Raw genomic sequence first — 23,694 nt, forward strand, 5'->3', positions numbered from 1 at the left:
TACACTAAATCTAAAAACTATGAATGAAAAACAAATGCGGTATGCCGCAAAATGGCAGAGCATAAGGACAATAGGAGCAAAATTATTCCTGTTTATGACTTTGTTTTTTGCTGCACTAACAGTAAAAGCCGGGAATGTTGACATTAACAAAAGAGTGACTTTAAAAGTTGACAATGAGAGTATAAAAAATATATTTCAAAAAATTGAAAATCAGGTTGATGTGCATTTTATGTACGAAAGCAGCCAAGTAAATGCCAATCAGAAATTAAGTTTAAAACTGAATAATGTAACGCTAGAACAGGCGTTGGATAAAATTTGCGGTAATGTGCTTAGATATGAGATTGTTAGCAACAATGTCGTAATCAAGAAAAATCAGAAAGTTGCTTCGGCAGACCAAAATAAAATTATTGTTTCGGGAACTGTTATAGCAGGAGACGATAATATGCCTTTGCCAGGTGTCGGGATTAAAGACAAAGGTTCGGATGCCGCAACAGCAACAGATTTTGACGGAACTTTTAAATTGGAAGTAAACGCTTCTGAAGCAACGCTTATTTTTTCTTACGTTGGATATGTAACGCAAGAAGTAAAAGTTACGGGTACGCAAACTATTAATGTAAAATTGGCTGCCGATGTAAAACAGCTTCAGGAAGTTGTGGTAATGGGGTACGGAAGCGTGAAAAAAAATGAAGTTTTAGGAGCTGTTGGTTCTGTTTCTATGAAAGAAACTTCAAGCAGAACGTACAACAATGCTGCCGAATTATTGCAAGGAACAGTGGCCGGAGTTACCGTAATCAATGATGGTGGAGATCCTACAGCATCGCCAACAATTAACATTCGTGGTATTGGATCTTTGAATGCTGAAACGCCTCTAATTGTTTTGGACGGAATTATTTACAGCGGTTCTTTAAATACCATAAATCCAAATGATATAGCATCGATAAACGTTTTAAAAGATGCGGCTTCTGCAGCAATCTACGGTGCGAGAGCTTCTGGTGGGGTAATTTTAATTACTTCTAAAAAAGGAGTTTCAGATAAAATTAATGTAAATGTAAACTACCAAGGAGGTTTTCAGAATGTAGCCAAAAAACTAGAGGTTTTAAACGCTGCAGAATATGCTGATGCTATGAATCTTGCAAGAGATAATGCAGGTTTGCCTAGAATTCCTGCTTTCGATCCTGCATTTGAACCAACTGCAAGAACAACAAAAACAAACTGGATGGATGAAATTTTCCGTACAGGAGAAATTCAAGATCTATCGCTTTCGGTAAACGGAAAAACAGAAAAATCTAATTTCTTTCTTTCTGGAAGTTATAGAAAAAACGAAGGTATTTTGTTAAATACGTATGGAGAACGTTATACAGTAAGAGCAAATTCTTCTTTTAAATTGGCTGATAATTTCACAATTGGAGAAAATATTTCGTACTCCTTAACTGATGGTCAGACTGCTAATACGTCAAGTTCGTATACAGGAGCAATTCAAGCAGCAATTTTGTATCCGCCAAACGCAACGATTTACAGAGAAGATGGTTCAGGCCAATTTGGTGGTGTGCCAGAAAAATATATTGGTTCTTACGGAGACGTTATCAATCCGGTAGCGTATTTGAAAAGATTAGACAATAAAAATCCAATTTCTACCATTTTGATCAATCCGTATGCAGAATGGGAAATTGTTCCAGGGTTAAAAGTAAAATCGAACTGGGGTTATACTAGAATTCAAGATAATGCATCAGACTTTACAGTAAAAGTTACGGAGCCAGGAAAGATCTTCGATTTCAACAGATTGACGCTGAAAAATATAACAACTACAGATTTATTGAGCGAACAGACTATTTCTTATGAGAAATCATTTGGAAAACATAATATGAAAGCTCTGGCTGGATATACGTATCAAGAAACTAAAAGAGATTTTTATACTGTTGAAGGAACTGGTTTTGATAACGAAGATCCATCGCAGCGTTATTTATTGAATGCAAAATTGATTCAGCAGACGGCTGCAGGAAGATCAGATGAAATTATTTCTTCTTATGTAGGAAGAATTAATTACGATTTCAGTCAGAAATATTTAATCTCTGGAATTGTTCGTCGTGACGGAACTTCAAAATTATTAGAAAATAATCGTTGGAAGGTTTATCCTTCAGTTTCTGCAGGTTGGTTAATTTCTGAAGAAAATTTTATGAAAGGTATTGAGCCAATTATCAGCAACTTAAAACTTCGCGCAAGCTGGGGACAAATTGGAAACTTAGGAAACCTTGGACCATACCAATTTAGCGTGCCATTGGTACAAACTCAGGCTTTAATTGGAGCTGTACCATCAATTAATTATGGTTATGCTGAAAGCGAATTATCAAATCCGAATTTAAAATGGGAAAGCTCTGAGCAGACCAATATTGGTTTAGACTTCACTATGCTAAATAATAGTTTAGTAGGATCTGTTGATGCTTATGTAAAGAAAAACAAAGACATGTTGGTTCGTGACCAATTGCCAGGAGTTTCGGGAACGCCACAAGGAAGAATCGTTAACTCGGGAGATGTTGAAAACAAAGGAATCGAGGTGAGTTTAACCTACCAAAAAACTCGCGGAGAATTTAAATTTGATGTTACGGCAAACGCTGGATTCTTAAGCAATAGAATTGTTTCTATTAAAGACGATTTAAATTCATTAGAACCACTTGGCTTAAGCAGAGTTCGTAGTTTGCCATTGGCGAATATTTACCAAGTAGGAAGCCCAGTTGGAGCCTTCTACGGATATGCTACCGATGGATTATTCCAAAGCAATGATGAGGTAAAAGCTTTTGTAAATAAAGATGGCGTAATGTATCAGCCAAATGCAGTTGCTGGAGATATTAAATTTAAAGATGAAAATGGAGATGGCGTAATCAACAATAGTGATAGAGTAGTTTTAGGAAGCCCTTTCCCAAAAACAACGTATAGTTTGAATGCCAATTTCAGATATAAAGGATTTGATATGAATGTCTTTTTCAGCGGAGCTGCAGGAAATAGCGTTTTCAATGCAGTAAAACATACCGGTTTAAATGCTTCTTTCCCAGGTTACAATTTATTGTCTGAATCTAAAGAGGCTTGGTCGCCAACAAACACGAATACCAATGTTCCGGTTCTTTCCTCAACAGATAACAATAACAACTTTGGACGTATTTCTGATTTATACATTGAAGACGCTTCTTTCTTAAGACTGAAAAACGTTTCGATTGGGTATACGATTAAAGAAAGCTGGCTGAACGGAAAAGCAAAATTGAGATTCTTTATTTCTGGACAAAACTTATTTACAATCACGAAATATTCTGGAATGGATCCTGAAGTTGGTCTTAAAAACTTCGGAATGGATTTGGGACGTTATCCGCTTTCTCGTATTTACATGACAGGTGTTAACGCAACTTTTTAAAAAATAAAAAACAATTAAAATGAAAAAAATAAGTCTTTTATTATTGAGTTTCGTGCTTTTGGTAAGCACTTCGGCTTGCGAAAGCGAACTTGATGTTGTGCCACAAGGAGCTCCGTCAAGCGGAAATTTCTGGAAAACGCCAGCAGATGCAAAAGCAGGAGTAAATGCAATTTATGCTTTATATTCTGATGATAATATGTACGGTCGTGGTTTCTTTTGGCTAAATAATGCCAGCGATGATATTGGAACAAAACCGAGACAAAATGCAGAAAGAATCAAAAATTTTATTGTAGACGGATCAGAATCGGATACTAAAGATATTTGGAGAATTCACTACGAAATCATGAAACGTTGTAACGACGTGATTCGCAATATTCCAAAGATTGCATTAGACGAAAGTACAAGAAACGGAATGTTGGGAGAAGCTTATTTTAACCATGCTGTAATGCATTTAGAATTAGCGTACCACTATGGAGACGATCGTGCCGGAATTCCGATTCAAGATAGAGAAGATCCAACAAATGTTTTTGTGCCTCGTGCTAAAAATGTAGCCGAAAATTACGCTTATATTGAAGCAGATTTAATCAAAGCGGCAGATTTGCTACCGTATTTTGATCAGCTTACGCCAGACAATTACGGACGCGCGCACAAAACTGCAGCTTGGGCTTATTTGGTTCGTACGTATTTGTATGCAAAAGATTGGGATAACGCCATCAAATATGCAAACATGATCGTGGCTAGCGGAAAGCACAAATTATTAGACAATTTTGAAGATGTCTTTAAAATCAGTAACAACTGGTCTTCAGAATATATTTGGTCGGTAACTTCAAGCGCAGAAAACACTTCTTTAGGTTCTATTTTTCCTGGAGTTTGTTTAGAAGATAAAGGTTGGGGAGTTTACAACGGATGGGGAAATTTTTATCCGACAAAAGAATTATTTGATACTTACGTAGCTAATGATAAAAGACGCAGCGCTACGATTTTACAAAAAGGAGACAAATTTGTTTATTTCGGAGAAACAGTAACTTTTAACGAAGGAAATCACGTAGTAAGTTCAAGTAACAGAACAGGTTATCAGTTTAAGAAATATATGGAGCCATTCAGTTATCCAAAAACAACTTCGGGCGGAGTAGATATTCGTTATGTAAATGCAAACGGAGACAAACCTTCAACAGCTTTAAATGTGCCTCTTTTACGTTATGCAGATGTCATTTTGATGTTAGCGGAAGCGAAATTAATGAAAGGGCAAAACGCAGATACAGAAATCAATATGATTCGCCACCGCGCAGGTCTTACAGATATTGCTGGTGCGACAATGGTAGATTTAAAAAGAGAAAGAAGATGCGAGTTGGCAGGAGAATGGACAGATCGCCATTTCGATTTAGTGCGTTGGGGAGATGCAAAAGAAACATACGCAAAACCATTGCACCATTACAATGGAAGCGTAATTTATCCTGCTCGTAATTTCAATCCAGCGATTCATCACGTTTGGCCAATTCCGCCAGATGAAATCGCAGTAAGTAAAGGAGCTTTGACTCAAAACCAAGGCTGGTAATACGTTAATTTCATTGTGTTTTTTTAGTTTTTTATACTGCAGTCTTATTCAGGAGACTGCAGTTGTAAAAAAAACAGTAAAGTTTGTCATTTCGAGGAATGACAAGATTACTTTTTACTATGTGCATTTAAACAAGTGAAACGCCTTTACACATGAAGAAAAGCTATGTTTCTATGTGTTAAAAATAAATTACAAAAAAACATTTCTAATAAAGTTACCTACAGCTTTAAAAGAATTTAAATCATTTTCGATGAAAAAAATAATCACCCTTTTTTGCCTTCAATTTTGCCTCTTCGCGCAAGCGCAGGAATACAGTTCGTCTAACATTCATTCGCATAACGATTACGAAAGTAAGTTGCCATTCTACGGAGCTTATTCTAACGAAACTGGCGTTATTGAAGCCGATGTTTTTTTAGTGAATAACGAATTATTTGTGGCACACACTTCCAAAGAAATTGCTTCTCACAATACACTTAAAAGCATGTATTTGGAACCGCTTTCTAACAAATTAAAAACATTGGAAGGAAAAGCGTATCCGAGCAATAAGCCTTTGGTTTTAATGATTGATATTAAGTCAGATGCCGATTCGACTTTGAAAGCAATTACACAGCAACTAAAGACTTTTCCAGATATCATTTCGAATAAAAATATAAAAGTGGTTATTTCTGGAAACAGACCTTTGCCATCGCTTTGGGCAACGTATCCAGATTTTATTTATTTTGATGGAAGATTGAATGAAAATTATACTCCAGATCAATTGGCGAGAGTTGAAATGATTAGCGAAGATTTGCATGAAATCACAGTTTGGAACGGAAAAGGTGTTTTGACGCAGCCAGATGCTGAAAACATTCAGGCAATTATCAAAAGAGTCCACGATCAAAACAAAAAGATAAGATTTTGGGCTACGCAAGATAACGTGAATACGTATATGACTTTGATGAATTTAAAAGTTGATTTCATCGGAACGGATAAAGTAGCCGAATTGACTCAATTTATTAATAGCATTAAAACTACATTTTATCAGAATACAGAATTTCATCAAGCTTATGTTCCTAAAAATGTTTTCAAGAGTAAACGTCCAAAAAATGTTATTCTTTTAATTGGAGACGGAATGGGGTTAACGCAAATCTATTCTGGTTATACAGCAAACAAAGGGCAATTGAGTTTATTTAACATTCCTACACAAGGATTTTCGATCACAAAAGCTTCAGATAGTTATATTACAGATTCTGCCGCAGGAGCAACGGCAATGGCAACAGGACATAAAACCAATAACCGTTTTATAAGTGTCGATGAACAAGGAAAACCGCTGCAGACGATTGCAGAACAATTGGCAAAGAAAAACTATAAAACGGCAATTATTTCTGCTGGAAATATTACTGATGCCACCCCAGCTGCGTTTTATGCGCATCAGCCAGAAAGAAGTTTAAGTGAACCAATTGCAAACGATTTTCTTTCGAATCCTTCAGATATTTTAATTGGAGGAGGACAGAAAGAATTTATTTCTAGAAAAGATGGCAAAGATTTGTCTAAAACTTTAATCGAAAAAGGATACACTTTCTCAGATAAATTCTCGAGTTTAGATACGATTAAAAACAGCAAATTTGTTGTTTTAGAAGACGCAGCGGTAGTTTCTATAAAAAATGGAAGAGGAGATTTTCTAACGAAATCTTTAGCGAAAGCGACCAACACTTTTTCAAAAACAAAGACTCCGTTTTTTATTATGGCCGAAGGCGCTCAAATTGATTATGGCGGACACCAGAATAATGTCGAATATGTAGTGAGAGAAATGCTTGATTTTGACAAATTGGTTGGCCAAGCAATGGAATTTGTAGATAAAAATCCAGAAACGCTTTTAATTGTAACCGCAGATCACGAAACGGGAGGATTATCATTAATTGATGGAAGTATTGAAAAAGGATATGTTCATGGAAGTTTCAGCACGAACGATCATACGGCAATTCCAGTTCCTGTTTTTGCTTATGGACCAGGATCTGAAAAATTCATGGGAGTTTATCAGAATACAGCAATTTACGACAAGATTATGGAGTTGATTGGAAAGAAATAATTTCTTAAATAAATTCAAATTAAAGGAGCTTCCAAAAAGGGAGCTCCTTTTTGCTTTTATCTAAAACTATAAATATTTCGCTCTTCCAGAGCTTGAAAATGTTTCTGCAAAAATCCCAGCGGGGTAAAAAATATCGTTTACCTACTTTTCACATTTCACATTCTGCATTTCACATTTTATTTATTTTCCTTTCAACAAATTAATACTAACCGTTGCCGTATCGGCATCAGGAAATCTCTTAAAAATGGATTGATCGGGAAATAATCCGGCTTCTGCGGCAATGGCATTAAAAACGTCAATTTCAACAATATATTGATCCGAAAAACCATGAGTGGCATCATAAGCTGTTGCTGCAGTTCGACCTAAATTACTGGCCGTAAGTTTCGGGTTTATAGTATGAAGTTCAATGAGTAGCAGACCAAATTTGTGTACGTAAGGTGACCACTTTTGCAAATGTTCCAAAAGATTATCTTCAACCAGATTATTGCTAATTCTTTTTCCTCTGTAAGCAAATGCACCTGTTGAGGTACTGACTCTGTTTTTGTTACTATGCTTCGGATCTTGCCAAATTCTATTATGATCGAGAAAAGTCCTCACATTTAGAAGATCTTTCAAATCAATATTATAGTTTTCTTTCAGATCATCTGCCAGTAAATCAGGACGCCCGATATCGCCCCAAATTACTTTTGCCCAAATGTCTGCATTGATAAGATTGGCTCTTGTTACTTTCAGCGCCGTCTGATTGTAATCGGCACCGACTAAAAATAACGGATATTCATCGAGCATTTTTCCGCGTAAAGTTTGCCTGTCGATTACTTCAAAAATATGCTGTAGAAAAGCGCCATTTCCGCATCCCATATCTAGAATTCCTTTAGGCTGTTCTTCGATAGGAAGATTAAAAAGTTTAATAAGAATTTCATCAACCACTTTAAAATAAGTATCGTGCGCGCCACCGCTTCCCCAAACATTCATTTCGCGATCGACATGAATTTCGTTTTTGCCTTCTGCAGTTCTTAAAGCGTCTGGATTGCCAAAAATTAATTCTTCAATTTTGGCAAATGTCGGAAGGTAAGAAACCGTAACACCATATGCGCTGGCTCTTTTAGCAAAAAATAAACCGGCTTCTGTAAATTGATAATTTCCTTTTTTTTCTAGAAACCAGCCCAAATGCACAAAAAAGTCTAATATCTTTTTAAAATTTTCGGGTGATTTATGAAACTCTTCGGGTCTAAAAGAAGTTTCCATAAAATACTTGTGAAACATTCCGTTCATCGCCAATCGAACAATAGTTGGCCCGATGAGGTAACCTTCAATATGTTTTAGAATTTGCTCTTGAATGTTCTTGGTCAAAGGGTGGCTGGAAGACTCAATTCCGTATCTTTTTTTATATTTTTCAAAAATAGTATTGAGCTTTTCAAACGGCGTATCTTCAAACAAACGAGGATGAAAATGTATAGATAACTGAAGTAATTCGACAACATCTTCGTAGAGGTGAAACAGCGAAAAAGCGGTTTCAGTTTTCTCATTTACAGCAATTGTGATTACCTGCGTTTTATTATCAATTTCATATTCTAAAAATCCTTGAGAAGCCAAAACTCTCAAAGCAACGTTCAGATATCCTTCGTTAGCATTAAAAGCAGCAGTAAGTTCAGCTATCGAGGTCTGTTTTTTATTTAATATAAATTCTAATACAGACTTATTTTTAAGTGCGACTGCTACAGGAGCAGTAACCAAGCCGTCAAGATGCCTGAAGATGGAACTTAAGAGTTGTGATTTATCGGTCATAATGCAAAAATGAAGTTAGTTAAAAATAGTGATTTTTTTCTTACGTAGGACATCTTGGTTTTGGTTAGCTGAGGTTTTGTTCTTGTTTTTTCTCAAAAAGTCTTTTTACAGAATTTTAGTTTTTTTTCAACTTTTTTTTTGAAAAATAACATTGAAAAATGATTAATAAATACCACAAAACTGAATTTAATCTTTATAAAAATCACAAAATCAATATTAAAAGTCAAAATGACAATAACTAATCAAAATGCTTTATTTGCTGAATATTTCGCTTTATTTTGTTGTTAAAAAAGAGATTTATTGAAAAAAAATTTTACTAAAACGTTTTTGTAAGTTTTGCTTACATATATTTGTGATGTACTAAAATATTCAACAATAAATTTTTTACTAGATGAAAAAGATTACAATTAGAGATATTGCTAAACAGGCAGAAGTTTCTATTTCTACTGTGTCTTTTGTTATCAATGGAAAAGGCGAAAAAATGGCTATTAGTCCGTCGGTGATTAAAAAAGTTCAGGATGTAGCGCAAAAATTGCAGTATAAACCAAGCATGATTGCGAGCAGTCTGCGAACAGGCAAAACAAGATCAATCGGACTTATTGTAGAAGATATATCCAATCAGTTCTTTGCTGATTTGGCAAGAGTGATCGAAGACGAAGCAAAAAACATTAATTATAGAGTTTTTTATTGCAGCACAGGAGACGATAACAATCGTTCGGAAGAATTGGTGCAGAGTCTTTTACAGGCAAATGTTGAAGGCTTTATTATTACGCCGACTCGAAATCTGGAAAAAACAATCAGTCAACTTTTAAAAATGCAAAAACCTGTAGTGCTAATCGACAGATATTTTGCCAATCAAAAAGTAAGTCACGTGGTAATGGACAATCACGAGGGAGCTTACTCAGCCACCAAATTTTTGATTGATAAAGGAAGAAAGAATATTGCTGTTGTAAATAATGAGTCTGGAATGATTCAGATGAAATTGCGAGAAAAAGGATATGTAGAAGCGTTAAAAGAAGAAGGAATCTATAACGAAAATTATACGCTTCATTTAGATTATCATGCAAGCGAACAAAGCAGAGTAGAAGCCATTATAAATTTCTTTGAGAAAAATAAGGATATAGATGCCGTTCTTTTTTTAGCAAATTACCTCGGACTTGCGGGATTACAAGCTTTTAGATATTTAAAATATAAAATTCCAGACGATATTTCGGTGATCAGTTTTGATGATCACGACAGTTTTAAACTGCATACGCCCACAATATCTGTAATTGCTCAGCCAATAGAAGATATAGCGGTGAAGTCCATACAATTGCTAATGAGTCAGATGACCAACTTTGAAGACTATAAAATTGAAAAAATTCTCAAAAAAGGCTCTTTAATAATAAGAGAATCAGTTTAAAATTTTTTTAACCCGTTCACTAAAACGATTTAGTAAAAACCAAAAACAGCAAGACTTGCAAAGGCTTCTTGTTGCTATAATTGAAAGTAGAGTACCAATTTTTATTAATTATTTAAAACAAACACGTAACAACAAAACACAAACGAAATCAAAACCAATAACCAAACAAAAAAGCTTATGAGACGAATATTAGCAGTGTTAGGAGTGATATTGCTTAGCAGTTTAAGTGCTGCCGCGCAAAATCGATTAATAACCGGCATAGTTACAGATGCAGAAAACAAGGGAGTTGTTGCTGCATCAATCGAAGTTCAAGGAAAACCATTTAGCGCTGTTACAGATGCTGAAGGACGATTTAAAATGAATGTTCCAGAAGGTAAAATTACCCTTAATATTTCTTCTATAGGGTTTCAGTCAAAACAAGTTGTATTACAAGAAAAAGAAACTAGAGTTGCTGTTACACTTGCCGAGAATACTCAGGAATTAAAGGATGTTGTGGTAACTTCATTTGGAGTTAAAAAACAGAAGAAAAGTTTAGGTTACGCTGTAGGAGAACTAAAAGGCGATGATCTGACAAAAAATAAAGAAATCAATTTAGGAAATGCTTTGCAAGGTAAAATTGCCGGTGTAAACGTTTCGGCTCCAGTTACAGGGCCATCAGGTTCAAGCCGAGTGGTTATTCGTGGTGCAACTTCTGCATCTGGATTGAACCAGCCGTTGTATGTGGTAGACGGAATCCCGATTGACAATACACAGCAAGGAAATGCAGGAATGTGGGGTGGAGCTGATAAAGGAGATGGTATGTCTTCTTTCAATCCAGATGATATTGCTTCGCTCTCTGTGCTTAAAGGTAGTGCTGCTTCTGCTCTTTACGGGTACAGAGGATCAAATGGTGTTATCTTAATTACAACTAAAAAAGGTAAAAACGGAACAGGAATAGGAGTAGATTTTAGTACCAATTCTTCTTTTAATACACCTGCAAGCCTTTTAAAATGGCAAGATCAATATGGTGCTGGTGCTCCAGATGCGAGTGGTGTGCCAACTAGGTTTAACAATTTACAGGAACTTAGAGATTCGTACTATTTTGCATGGGGAGATAAATATGACGGAACACCTTCATTGTCACTTGATGGTAAAACAAGACCTTATCAAGCTTACGGAAAAGATAACGTGGAGAATTTCTACAGAACTGGATATTCTTTCAGTAATACTTTAGCAATCTCTGGCGGAAATGAATCAACAAACTTTAGATTATCTTTTGGAAATACAAAGGATGAATCTATTTTGCCAGAAACTACTTTTGGTAGAAACAACGTGGCTTTGAGTTTAAATTCGGCTCCAAATAAAAGAATCAGTATAGAAAGTAATGCTCAGTATATTTCTGAGAAAAGCCATAACCGCCCGTATTTAAATGATTCGCCGAGAAACCCATCTTTCCCAACAACTTTCATGACTCCGGGAACAGATATTAGATGGTTAAGCAATCCTTATGACGCGAACGGTGGAGAGGAAGACTTTTTAGGAGCAAACGTATATCATACAAATCCTTATTTTGCTACCAAATCTCCTTTAAACGACGACCTTAGAAAACGTTTTATAGGATCTGCAAAAGTAAATTATAACATTACAGATAAAATTTATGCTAAAGCTGTTATTGGTATTGATGATATTAATTATGAATATACTGAAGTTGAGCCTACTGGAATAAACTATAGTCCAGGTGGATCTATCGAAAACAGAATTGAAACGCGTTCTGAAGTAAATGCTTCTGGTTTTTTAGGCTATAAGGGAGATATTGCTAAAGACCTTTCTTTGGATGCTTTTATTGGGGCAAACCGTCAGCATAACAGATACAGCGGTATTAAAATGAAAGGAAATAACTTCATTGTTCCGTTCAAATATTTCTACGGAAATACACAGCCAGATAAGACTGAAAAATTATTCTCTGAAAGTGAAGTAAACTCTCTTTTCTATTCAGCAGATTTGGGATACAAAGACTACTTGTTTTTGAGTTTAACAGGACGTGAAGACTGGTTCTCTACTTTAGATCCGTCAAATAATAGCACTTTTTATCCTTCTGTAAGTTCAAGTTTTATTTACTCAGAAGTTATCGGTCTTCCTGAATGGATTTCTTATGGTAAAATTAGAGCGGGTTGGGGTAACGTTGGAGGAGCTTTGCCAGAAGCTTATGCTTTAGCATTGACTTATACAACGCCAGACGGACAGACAGATTCTTTAGGACAGCCAATTTTGGGTGTAAATGGAGAAACAATTCCAAACAGAACTTTAAAACCATACAATGTAAGCACAATTGAGTTTGGTTTTGAAAACACATTTTTCAACAACAGAGTAAGTACAGATTTGACTTTCTACAGCAAAAAAACAACGAATGATATTACCGATGCCGATGTTTCTCAAGCTTCAGGATATAGAACTACAAAAATCAACGTTGGAGAAATCTTAAATAAAGGGGTGGAGTTTGCTATTAATGTAAAAGCAATTAAGACAGAAAATTTCTCTTGGAACGTAGGTTATAATTTTGCTTATAACGATAGTGAAGTTTTAAATCTTTCTGATAAAATCACAACAAAAACATTAGAAGGAAATAGAGACGGAAGAGCTAATGTAGTTTTAGAAAAAGGACAGCCTTTTGGAGTTATTAAAGCATACGATTATTTAAGAGATGCCAATGGCAACATTGTATTAGATACAAATGGAAAATTCTTAAGAGGAAATTTAATCATTGCAGGACAAGGTGTTGCGCCAACATCTATGGGACTTTCAAATGATTTCTCTTATAAAAATTTCACTCTTTCTGTTTTTGTTGATGCTAAATTTGGAGGAGAAATCTATTCAGCTACAAATCAGTTAGGAACACGTTATGGATTATCTGAAATTACGCTTCCTGGTCGTGAAGGTGGTGTAGCAGTAAGCGGAACAGATGTTAACGGAAATCCTGTAAACACGACAGTTTCGGCATACGATTACTGGAGAAGCTACAGTGATGTGACATCAAACTTTGTTTATGATGCTGATTTTGTTAAGCTTAGAGCAATTTCATTTGCTTATAATTTCCCAAAAGAATATTTAAAAAGAACACCATTTCAGTCTGTTAGTTTAGCATTCTCAGCTCATAATTTATGGACTATTTATGACAAAGTTCCAAACATCGATCCAGAGTCAAATTACTCAAACAGTAATGCGCAAGGTATGGAAAGAGCTTCTATGCCTTTGACAAGAAACTATGGTTTTGCACTTAATGTCAAATTCTAATTCTAAAAAAGATGAAAAATAGATATATCAAAATATTTTGTGTCGCAATTGTTGGTGCTTTGACATTGGCTTCATGCGATAAAGGATTCGAAGAAATGAATAAGAATCCGAACGCCTTAACAGATCCAGCTGTAAAATCAATGTTTACACTTGCAGAGATTTATGTAGACGGACAGGATTTCTCTAACACAAGAGGAAATAACTTATACGCAGCACAAATTGTACAGCAATTTTCTTCCCTTGGAGGACCAGGTTCAAAATACACCTATTCTTCGGAGTATTCGGCTGCCCTTTTTGGTGAAACTTACGGAAAAGGTTTAAATCAGATTTTCCAATTATTATCTGTAGTAGAGGATACGCCAGAGAATACAAATATGATTCAGGCTTGTAGAATCATGAAAGTTTTCTTGTTTCAAAAATTGACAGATACTTATGGTGAAGTTCCTTATTTTGACGCAGGAAAAGGATATAACGGAAACATTTTTTCTCCGAAATATGATACGCAAGAAGCTATTTACAACGATCTTTTAAAAGAATTAGACGAGGCTGGAACGGCACTAGATGCTGGAAAACCTTTTGTTGGAAATGCCGATTTGTATTACCAAAGTGATGTTGCAAGATGGAAGAAATTGGCAAACTCTTTAATGTTAAGAGTAGCAATGCGTTTGTCTAAAGTAAATCCTGCAAAAGCAAAAGAATTTGTAGAAAAAGCCTATGCTAAAGGTGTATTTACTTCAAATGATGATAGTTTGGTTTTAAAACATGATGCCGGTCCTGCGGGAGTTAAAACGAATCCGATTACCTCTTCTTGGGTTAGAAATGATTTGAATGGAGGAGAATCTAACATCAAATTCAGTAAAACTTTCATCGATTTATTGAAAAATACAAACGATCCGCGTTTACGAATTTATGCAAAACTAGAAGCTACAGGAGATAATAGCCCAGCAAGTCAGCAAGGGTTGGCAAATGATGCAAAAGAATTTCCGGGAGGAGATAAAAAGCTTTTCTCAGACCCAAATACTTCTACAGTATTGCGCTTAGATGCTCCAACATTAATTATGTCATATGCTGAGGTTCAGTTTTTATTGGCAGAAGCGGCAGTAAAAGGATGGAACGTTGGCGGATCTGCTCAAACGTATTATGAAAATGGAGTAAGAGGCGCTATGAATATTTTAGCAATTTTTGGAGATAAAGTGCCTTTGGTTTCACCAGCAGAATACAACACTTATATTACTACATATCCATTTAAAGCTGGAGGAACAGAAGCAGAAAAAATCGAGCAGATTATTACTCAAAAATGGATTGTTTTATTATTCAACGGTTTTGAAGCATTCTCAGAATACAGAAGAACAGGTTATCCAGTTTTAGTTCCTGTGAATGATCCAACAGGAGACACAAAAGGAACAATCCCGAGAAGATTAATTTATGATCAGTCCGAACTTATTACAAACGAGGCTAATTATAAAGAAGCAATTCAACGTCAAGGTTTAGATTTAATGACCACAAGAATCTGGTGGGATAAATAATTTTTAAAGTGGTTGGTTAGTTAAGATAAGTCGGGTAATGAGCATACCCGGCTTATTTTTAAAATCATATAATAAATTGATCTAAAAATCAAGTAATTTGAGAAGTTACTTTGCAGATTCAAATACCTTTTTTTTCGCAGCAAACTAAGAGAGATTCTGCTGAAAAAGATGGATTTACTTTCTGGATTTAAAAGATTTCAAAAAGCGATATTTAAGAATTTGTTTCATTATTTGAATTTAAAACGATTCCTATCAAAACCAAAATAAGCATAAGGCAGTGGTAAAGAAGATATTTCTAGTTGTATTTTAGAGTTACTAACAAAGAATAGATTCTAAAGAGAAGGAATAAACTTGGTCATTTCTTTCCTTCTCTAAACTGCCAAATTAGTTGCCTTTTTACTAATTTTAGAAGGTATTAATATAGTATTCCATAAAATGAATTATCAAAAAAAACTTCACTGTTTCATGTGCCTATTTTGGGTAGGTTTTACATCAATTGCCTTTTCACAGCAAATTGATTTAAAAAACAATTGGGCATACCGTGAAGAGAAAACGCAAAAATGGTATCCGGCGACTGTTCCGGGAGAAATTCACACAGATTTGCTAAACAGCAAATTAATACCAGATCCGTTTTACCGAGATAATGAAGAAAAACTGCAATGGATAGGACACAAGAATTGGGAATACAAAACCACTTTTCAGGTTACAGCAAATATGCTGAAAAAGAAAAATACAGATTTAGTTTTTGACGGATTAGATACTTATGCATCTGTTTATGTAAACAATCAGTTGGTTTTAAAAGCCGATAATATGTTTCGTCAATGGCGTGTTGAGATTAAAAAAGTCTTGAAATCAGGAAACAACGATTTGAGGATCGTATTTCAATCGGCACAAAACGTGGTTGACTCGCTGGCAAAAAAAGATTATCCATTTGTAATTCCAGACAATCCGCGTGCTTATGTACGTAAAGCACAATACCATTTTGGCTGGGATTGGGGACCAAAATTTACAACCTGCGGAATATGGAAAACGCCAAGATTGGAATCTTACAACGAAAAAAATCCCGAGAAACCTTATGTTTTAAATCGAAAGATTGAATTAATACAAGAGCCAGATAGTTTGGGTAGATCTTTCTATTTTAAAATTGATGGAAAACCTGTTTACATGAAAGGAGCCAATTATATTCCATCAGATGCTTTTCTTTCTAGAGTAGATAAAAAAGAATATGAAAAAATAGTTTTATCTGCCAAAGAAGCCAATATGAATATGCTTCGTGTTTGGGGCGGAGGAATTTACGAAGAAGATTATTTCTACGATTTATGCGATAAATACGGCATAAATGTCTGGCAGGATTTTATGTTCGCGGGCACAATGGTTCCTGGAGACGATGCTTTTTTTGATAATGTAAAAAAAGAAGTTCAGTATCAGGTTAAGAGGCTGCGTCATCATCCGAGTATTGTTTTATGGTGTGGAAACAACGAATCTGATGAAGCCTTTAAAAATTGGGGCTGGATGAAAAGTTTCAAAATTTCAAAACAAGATTCAATTCGTTTGTGGAAAGATTATACACGTTTATTTCATGACAGTATACCAAAATGGGTAAAAGAAGTGGATGATAAACGTCCGTATTTAAGTTCTTCGCCTTTACACCATTGGTCGAAAGCTAAAAGCATTACTGAAGGAGACAGCCACTATTGGGGAATTTGGTGGGGATTGGAAGATATTGAAGCCGTTCAGAAAAAAACAGGACGTTTTGTGAGCGAATACGGAATGCTGTCTTTACCGAATTATTCTACAGTTGAAAGTTTTACTTCTCCAGAAGACCGTCATTTATATTCAGATATACTAAAATTACATTTAAAGGCAGGCAAAGGTTTTGAGAAATTAGATTCCTATTTAGGTAAATATTTCATCGATGCCTCTAAGATTAAAAAGATGAATCTAGAAGATTATGCCTACTTGAGCCAATGTCTGCATTATTATTCAATCAAAAATATTGTTGGGATTCATCGTTCGAAAGCGCCTTATAATATGGGAACTCTAGTCTGGCAATTGAACGACTGCTGGCCTGTAGCAAGCTGGAGCATTACCGATTACAACAACCGACAGCCCAAAGCGGCTTGGTACGCTATAAAAGAAGCCTACAGAGATGACATAAAACCAGAAACCGATTTTACACATCCAAAAGATTTGGCATTAGAAGATCCAAAAATCAGCTGGGAAATAAAAGGAAATGACGTAATTGTAAAAGCTCAGAAAATGGCAAAATACATTTGCATCTCGATGAAAGGTTATAATGGAAAATGGAGCGATAATTATTTTGATCTAAAGCCAGGAGAAGAAAAAACAATTTCGTTTGAAGGGAAAATAGCAAAACCTGAAATTAAGATTTATTCTTTGTTTGAGGTTTTAAAGAGATACGAGTAGAGGTTCAAAGTAACAAAGAGACAAAGAGACAAAGGGACAAAGGTTTTCCGTAGAGACGCACTGCAGTGCGTCTAACATACAGATTAAAAAATAAAAATATATGAGAATACTATTTAGCGGTTTTTTCGCTTTGAGCTTACTTTTCGCCAATCCAATAATTTCGCAGCAAAAAAAGGCAGAACAAACAGATGTAAATTATACGCAATATGTAGATCCGCTTATTGGTTCGGCAGGTCATGGTCACGTGTTTGTGGGTGCAAATGTTCCTTTTGGAGCGGTACAGTTGGGACCTGTAAATATTTTTGAAGGATGGGATTGGTGCAGCGGTTACAACTATGCCAGCAATACCATTTTAGGTTTCACGCACACGCATCTAAGCGGAACCGGAATTGGAGATTTAAATGATATTCTGGTACTTCCTGTTAGTGGAAAAGTTGGTTTGACCAAAGGAACAAAAGAAGATATGGCAAATGGTTACGGCTCGTATTTCTCTCATAAAAACGAAGTGGTAAAGCCAGGATATTACAGCGTTTTATTGGATAAATATAAAATCAAAGCCGAATTAACGGCCAGTGAAAGAGTTGGTTTTCATAAATATACTTTTGAGAACACAGACGATTCACATATTTTGATTGATCTTGCCGATGGAATTGGTTGGGACAGGCCTGTGAAAACGTTCATTAAAAAAGTAAGCGAAACTAAAATTGAAGGCTATCGTTATTCGACAGGTTGGGCAGCAGATCAGCGCATTTATTTTGCAATGGAATTCTCTGAACCTATCACAAATATGATGGTTTATGACAGTACAGCCGTAGTTAAAGGAACAGAAGGTGAGGGCTTAAAAATAAAAGCAGTTTTAGATTTTAAAACTTTAAAAAATAAACAGATTCTGGTAAAAGTCGGAATTTCTCCAGTTAGCGTCGAAAATGCATCTGCCAATATAAAAGCAGAGATTCCGAATTGGGATTTTGACGCAGTTGTAAAACTGGCAGATTCAAAATGGAACAAAGAATTAAATAAAGTTCAAATAAAAGCAGATGAAAAAACAATGAAAGTTTTCTATACTTCATTGTATCACACCATGTTTGCACCTTCTATTTTTAATGATGCCAACGGAGATTATCTGGGAACAGATAAAAAAGTCTACGAAAAAGCCAATTTTACCAATTACACTACTTTTTCACTTTGGGATACTTACCGCGGGCTGCATCCATTATACACTATTACGCAGCCAGAAAAAATCAATGATATTGTAAAATCGTTTTTAGCGATTTATCAGCAACAGGGCAGATTACCAGTTTGGCATTTAATGGGCAACGAAACTAATACCATGAACGGAAATCATTCCATAGCCGTTATCGTTGATGCGTATTTAAAAGGATATCGCGATTATGATGTCAATTTAGCGTATGAAGCCATTAAAAAAACGGCCATGCAAACGCGAGACGGAATGGATTATGTTCAGAAACTAGAATATATTCCTGCTGATAAACTATTAGAATCTGTTGGAAATGCTTTAGAATATGCAATTGATGATTACTGTATTGCTTTGATGGCGAAATCTTTAAACAAAACAGACGATTATAATTATTTCACTAAAAGAGCCAATTTATATAAGCTCTATTTTGATAGAGAAACCACTTTTATGCGTGGTAAATTAACAAATGGAAATTGGAGAACGCCATTTAATCCGCTTTCGTCAGCACATCGTAAAGACGATTATGTTGAGGGAAATGCATGGCAATATACTTGGCTTGTTCCTCAAGATCCGTACGGTTTAATTGATTTATTTGGAAGCGAAGATAAATTTATTGCAAAATTAGATTCACTTTTTCTATTGACTGATAAAGTAGAAGGAGAGGATGTTTCGCCAGATATTAGCGGTTTAATAGGACAGTACGCTCACGGAAACGAGCCGAATCATCATATTCCGTATTTGTATGCGTATGTGGGACAGCCTTGGAAAACAGCAAAATTAATTCGAGAAATTGACGATAAATTCTACTCAACAAAACCAGACGGATTATGTGGTAATGAAGATTTAGGACAAATGTCGGCTTGGTATATTTTATCTTCTATGGGATTCTATTCGGTTAATCCTGCGAACGGAATTTACGTTTTGGGAAGTCCGTTAGTAAACAATGCTGTAATTCATCATAAAAAAGGTATTTCATTTACGATAAATGCGGTTAATAACAGCGCTTCAAATCTCTACATCCAAAAAGCAGAATATAACGGAAAACCATACTCAAAATCATACATCACACAAGAAATGATTGTAAAAGGAGGAGAACTCAAATTATATATGGGAAGCAAACCTTCGCAAACATTTGGAGTAAAAAAAGAAGACAGGCCGCTTTAGAACTGTGGATTTCCTGCAAGGTTTTTAAAACCTTGTAGGCATAGTTAAAGATTTTATTTTAAGATAAGTTATAGATTCAGATTTCACAAAAATAAATACCTACAAGGTTTTAAAAACCTTGCAGGACAACAATACATGAGATGAAAATAAAAAGTTTAATTTTTTTTGGATTAATACACTGCTGCATTTCTATAAATGCGCAAGTTAAAGAGCCAGTAGAATATGTAAATCCGTTAATGGGAACGCAGTCTTTGCATAATCTTTCTAACGGAAATACGTATCCTGCTATCTGCAGACCGTGGGGAATGAATTTCTGGACGCCACAAACTGGCAAAATGGGAGATGGATGGGCGTATACCTATACGGCAGAAAAAATCAGAGGATTTAAGCAGACGCATCAGCCGTCACCTTGGATGAACGATTACGGTCAGTTTTCGATTATGCCCGTTACAGGTAAATTGGCTTTCACCGAAGACGAGCGTGCGAGTTGGTTCAGCCATAAAGCAGAAATTTCAAAACCATATTATTACAGCGTTTATTTGGCTGATTATGATGTTACGACCGAAATTACCACAACAGAAAGAGCAGCACATTTTCAGATCACATTTCCTGAAAATGAAAAATCTTCTATTGTAATCGATGCTTTTGATAAAGGTTCGTATATCAAAATAATTCCGTCAGAGAATAAAATAATCGGTTATACAACTTGCAACAGCGGCGGAGTTCCTCAGAATTTTAAGAACTATTTTGTTTTAGTATTTGATAAACCATTTGCAACAAATTATACTTGTATTGATAGAGTTTTGATTAAAGATAAATTAGAAGCAACAGGACTTCATACAGGCGCAATAGTTGGATTTAAAACTAAAAAAGGAGAAAAAATAAATGTAAAAGTAGCTTCTTCTTTTATAAGTCCTGAACAGGCTGAACTAACTTTAAAAAACGAATTAGATGCAGCATCTTTTGAGAAAACTCTAGCACAGTCTAAAAATGAATGGAACAAAGTCTTAGGAAAAATTACAGTTGAAGATACAAACGAAGATCAATTAAAAACTTTTTATTCTTGTTTATACCGTACCGTTTGTTTTCCACAAAAACAATATGAAATAAATAAAGAGGGCGAAATTGTACACTACAGCCCATACAACGGAAAAGTTCTTCCGGGTTATATGTATGCAGGAACGGGATTTTGGGATACTTTCCGTGCTTTATATCCTTTGTTAAATCTGGTTTATCCTTCTATAAATAAAGAAATGCAGGAAGGATTGATAAACGATTATAAAGAAGGCGGATTCCTGCCAGAATGGTCAAGCCCAGGATTTAGAAATGTAATGGTAGGAAACAATTCTGCTTCTGTAGTTTCAGACGCTTATATGAAAGGATTACGCGGTTATGACATCAATACTTTATACGAAGCTTTACTTCATGGCGCCAATAATGAAGGCCCGTTGGATGCAGTTGGAAGAAAAGGAGTTCAATATTACAATACTTTGGGATATGTTCCGTACGATGTGAATATCAACGAAAATGCAGCGCGAACTTTGGAATATGCTTACGATGATTTTACGATCTGGAAACTGGCTAAAGCATTAAATCGCCCGAAAAAAGAAATCAGTTTGTATGAAAAACGAATGCTGAATTACAAAAAACTCTACAATCCGGAAATAGGATTAATGAGCGGACGAAATAAAGACGGCAGTTTTCCAGCCAATTTTAATCCGTTTAAATGGGGAGATGCTTTTACCGAAGGAAACAGCTGGCATTACAGCTGGAGTGTTTTTCATGACATTCAAGGCTTGATTGATTTAATGGGCGGAGAGAAAAATTTCACAGCAAAATTAGACGCCGTATTTACAATGCCTCCAATTTTTGACGACAGTTATTATGGAGCTGTTATTCACGAAATCCGCGAAATGCAGATTATGAATATGGGACAATACGCTCACGGAAACCAGCCAATTCAGCATATGATTTACTTGTACAATTACGCAGGAGAACCTTGGAAAACACAATACTGGTCAAGAGAAGTTATGAACCGTTTATATAAACCAACTCCAGACGGCTATTGTGGAGATGAAGATAACGGACAAACTTCTGCTTGGTATATATTTTCAGCAATGGGATTCTATCCGGTTTGCCCAGGAACTGAAGAATATGTTTTAGGAGCGCCTCTGTTTAAGAAAACAACTTTGCAGTTAGAAAACGGAAAACAGCTTATTATCAATGCGCCTAATAATTCAGAAACCAACAAATATGTAAACGAATTAAAATGGGATAATGCTCTTCATACTAAAAATTACATCAATCATTTTGATGTATTAAAAGGAGGGGAATTAAATTTTGATATGACAAGTTCTCCTAATTTTAAAAGAGGCACAACAAAGGAATCATTCCCATATTCTTATTCAACTTCAAAATAAAAATATATGCAGTCACGTAGAAAATTTATAAGAAATGCAGGCATTTTTTCAGCAGGATTACTGGCACTTCAAACAGAAGCTTTCGGATTTAATTCAGATGCTTTTCCCTTTCCACTAAAAGATTTTGTTTCTAAAAGACCTCCTGTTGCCGAAAGAAAATTTACGAGTAAAGCAATTGAAGCCGCTATCGTACGCATCAAAAAACAAATCGGCAATCCTGAGTTAGCGTGGATATTCGAAAACTGTTTTCCAAACACATTAGATACCACAGTCGATTTTGAGATTATTGATGGGAAACCAGATACGTATGTAATTACAGGAGATATTGATGCCATGTGGCTTAGAGACAGTACGGCACAGATTTGGCCTTATATTCCGTTTGTAAAAGAAGATCCGAAACTGGCAGAACTGGTAAAAGGAGTAATTAATCGTCAAGCGAAATGTATTCTGCTGGATCCGTATGCGAATGCTTTTTATAAAGATTTTACGAAGGAAAGCGAATGGAAAAATGACCTTACTAAAATGCAACCCGGAATTCACGAAAGAAAATGGGAAATTGACAGTTTGTGTTATCCAGTTCGATTAGCACACGGATATTGGAAGGAAACAGGAGACATCAGTTTATTTGATGCCAAATGGAAAGAAGCCATGCTTTTAATTTTGCTGACTTTTAAAGAACAGCAGCGAATGGATGGAAAAGGAGGACCTTATAGTTTTCAGCGTCAGACGGCTTGGGCGACAGACGGAGTTCCGTTAGGCGGTTATGGCTATCCTGTAAAACCGTGCGGATTAATTGTCTCGACTTTCCGACCAAGTGACGATTCTACTTTGTTTGGTTATCTGATTCCGAGCAATATGTTCGCTATTGAAATATTGGGCTATCTGATTGAAATTTTCTCTCTGCCAGCTTTAAAAGACAATGATTTAGTTGCGAAAGCCACAAAATTAAGAGATGAGGTTCAAAATGGACTTAATGAACACGGAATCATCAATCACCCGAAATTCGGAAAAATTATAGCTTTTGAAGTAAATGGATACGGCAGTTTCCACATGATGGACGATGCTAATGTGCCGTCTTTATTGTCATTGCCATATTTAGGCGCTATTGCTCCAAATGATCCTTTATATCTAAATACACGAAAAGTGGTGCTGTCTGAAAATAATCCGTTTTTCTATAAAGGAAAAGCAGGCGAAGGTGTTGGCGGTCCGCACACGGGAGTTGATACGATCTGGCCTATGAGTATTGTTTTGAGGGCGATTACAAGTGTAGACGAAAAAGAAATAAAGGCTTGTATCAGCAATTTAATTAAAACAAACGCCGATACAGGATTTATGCACGAATCATTTCATAAAGACGATGTAACCAAATTTACCCGTAAATGGTTTGCCTGGGCGAATACATTATTTGGCGAAATGATTGTACATACCAGTATTTATTATCCTCAAATTTTAAAAGACAAAAATATCTAGTACTAAAGC

General features: G+C 35.5%; 11 protein-coding genes. 10 read left to right on the plus strand and 1 reads right to left on the minus strand.

The features are described 5' to 3' along the window. Positions 1-19 precede the first annotated feature (19 nt). The 3 genes from NCC77_RS08105 to NCC77_RS08115 all read left to right on the plus strand — a co-directional run bounded on the left by NCC77_RS08105 (position 20) and on the right by NCC77_RS08115 (position 7,023). A complete protein-coding gene (locus NCC77_RS08105; RefSeq protein WP_250835126.1) occupies positions 20-3,400 on the plus strand; it encodes a TonB-dependent receptor in 3,381 nt (1,126 codons plus the stop codon). A gap of 19 nt (positions 3,401-3,419) precedes the next feature. After that, positions 3,420-4,955, plus strand: a complete 1,536-nt coding sequence (locus NCC77_RS08110; protein ID WP_250835127.1) for a RagB/SusD family nutrient uptake outer membrane protein — start codon at positions 3,420-3,422, stop codon at positions 4,953-4,955. A 250-nt stretch (positions 4,956-5,205) separates the two neighbouring features. Then, the gene (locus NCC77_RS08115) at positions 5,206-7,023 is read left to right on the plus strand and encodes an alkaline phosphatase (RefSeq protein WP_250835128.1); all 1,818 of its coding nucleotides are present in this window, start codon (positions 5,206-5,208) and stop codon (positions 7,021-7,023) included. Positions 7,024-7,203: 180 nt separating this feature from the next. Here the strand turns inward: NCC77_RS08115 and NCC77_RS08120 are convergent, their stop codons facing one another. Then, positions 7,204-8,808 carry a class I SAM-dependent methyltransferase gene (locus NCC77_RS08120; RefSeq protein ID WP_250835129.1) on the minus strand — a complete coding sequence of 535 codons (1,605 nt, stop codon included), beginning with the start codon at positions 8,806-8,808 and terminating at the stop codon, positions 7,204-7,206. A 391-nt stretch (positions 8,809-9,199) separates the two neighbouring features. Here NCC77_RS08120 and NCC77_RS08125 point away from each other — a divergent pair, with 391 nt between their 5' ends. The 7 genes from NCC77_RS08125 (at position 9,200) to NCC77_RS08155 (ending at position 23,685) form a co-directional block, all read left to right on the plus strand. Further along, positions 9,200-10,210 (plus strand): LacI family DNA-binding transcriptional regulator, encoded by a 1,011-nt coding sequence (locus tag NCC77_RS08125; protein ID WP_250835130.1) that lies wholly within the window; start codon positions 9,200-9,202, stop codon positions 10,208-10,210. Positions 10,211-10,387: 177 nt separating this feature from the next. Then, complete coding sequence (locus tag NCC77_RS08130) at positions 10,388-13,480, plus strand: SusC/RagA family TonB-linked outer membrane protein (RefSeq protein WP_250835131.1); 3,093 nt, start codon at positions 10,388-10,390, stop codon at positions 13,478-13,480. A gap of 11 nt (positions 13,481-13,491) precedes the next feature. Beyond that, complete coding sequence (locus NCC77_RS08135) at positions 13,492-15,006, plus strand: SusD/RagB family nutrient-binding outer membrane lipoprotein (RefSeq protein WP_250835132.1); 1,515 nt, start codon at positions 13,492-13,494, stop codon at positions 15,004-15,006. A 435-nt stretch (positions 15,007-15,441) separates the two neighbouring features. After that, positions 15,442-17,433 (plus strand): beta-mannosidase, encoded by a 1,992-nt coding sequence (locus tag NCC77_RS08140; RefSeq protein WP_250835133.1) that lies wholly within the window; start codon positions 15,442-15,444, stop codon positions 17,431-17,433. Between the two features lie 100 nt (positions 17,434-17,533). Next, positions 17,534-19,795 carry a GH92 family glycosyl hydrolase gene (locus NCC77_RS08145; protein ID WP_250835134.1) on the plus strand — a complete coding sequence of 754 codons (2,262 nt, stop codon included), beginning with the start codon at positions 17,534-17,536 and terminating at the stop codon, positions 19,793-19,795. Positions 19,796-19,935: 140 nt separating this feature from the next. Further along, positions 19,936-22,215, plus strand: coding sequence for a GH92 family glycosyl hydrolase (locus NCC77_RS08150; RefSeq protein WP_250835135.1), 2,280 nt, complete (start codon positions 19,936-19,938; stop codon positions 22,213-22,215). A 6-nt stretch (positions 22,216-22,221) separates the two neighbouring features. Continuing rightward, complete coding sequence (locus NCC77_RS08155; RefSeq protein ID WP_250835136.1) at positions 22,222-23,685, plus strand: glycoside hydrolase family 125 protein; 1,464 nt, start codon at positions 22,222-22,224, stop codon at positions 23,683-23,685. The last annotated feature ends 9 nt before the right edge of the window (positions 23,686-23,694 follow it).

Origin of the sequence: Flavobacterium tyrosinilyticum, from assembly GCF_023656565.1 — a bacterium.
GTDB classification, from domain to species: domain Bacteria; phylum Bacteroidota; class Bacteroidia; order Flavobacteriales; family Flavobacteriaceae; genus Flavobacterium; species Flavobacterium tyrosinilyticum.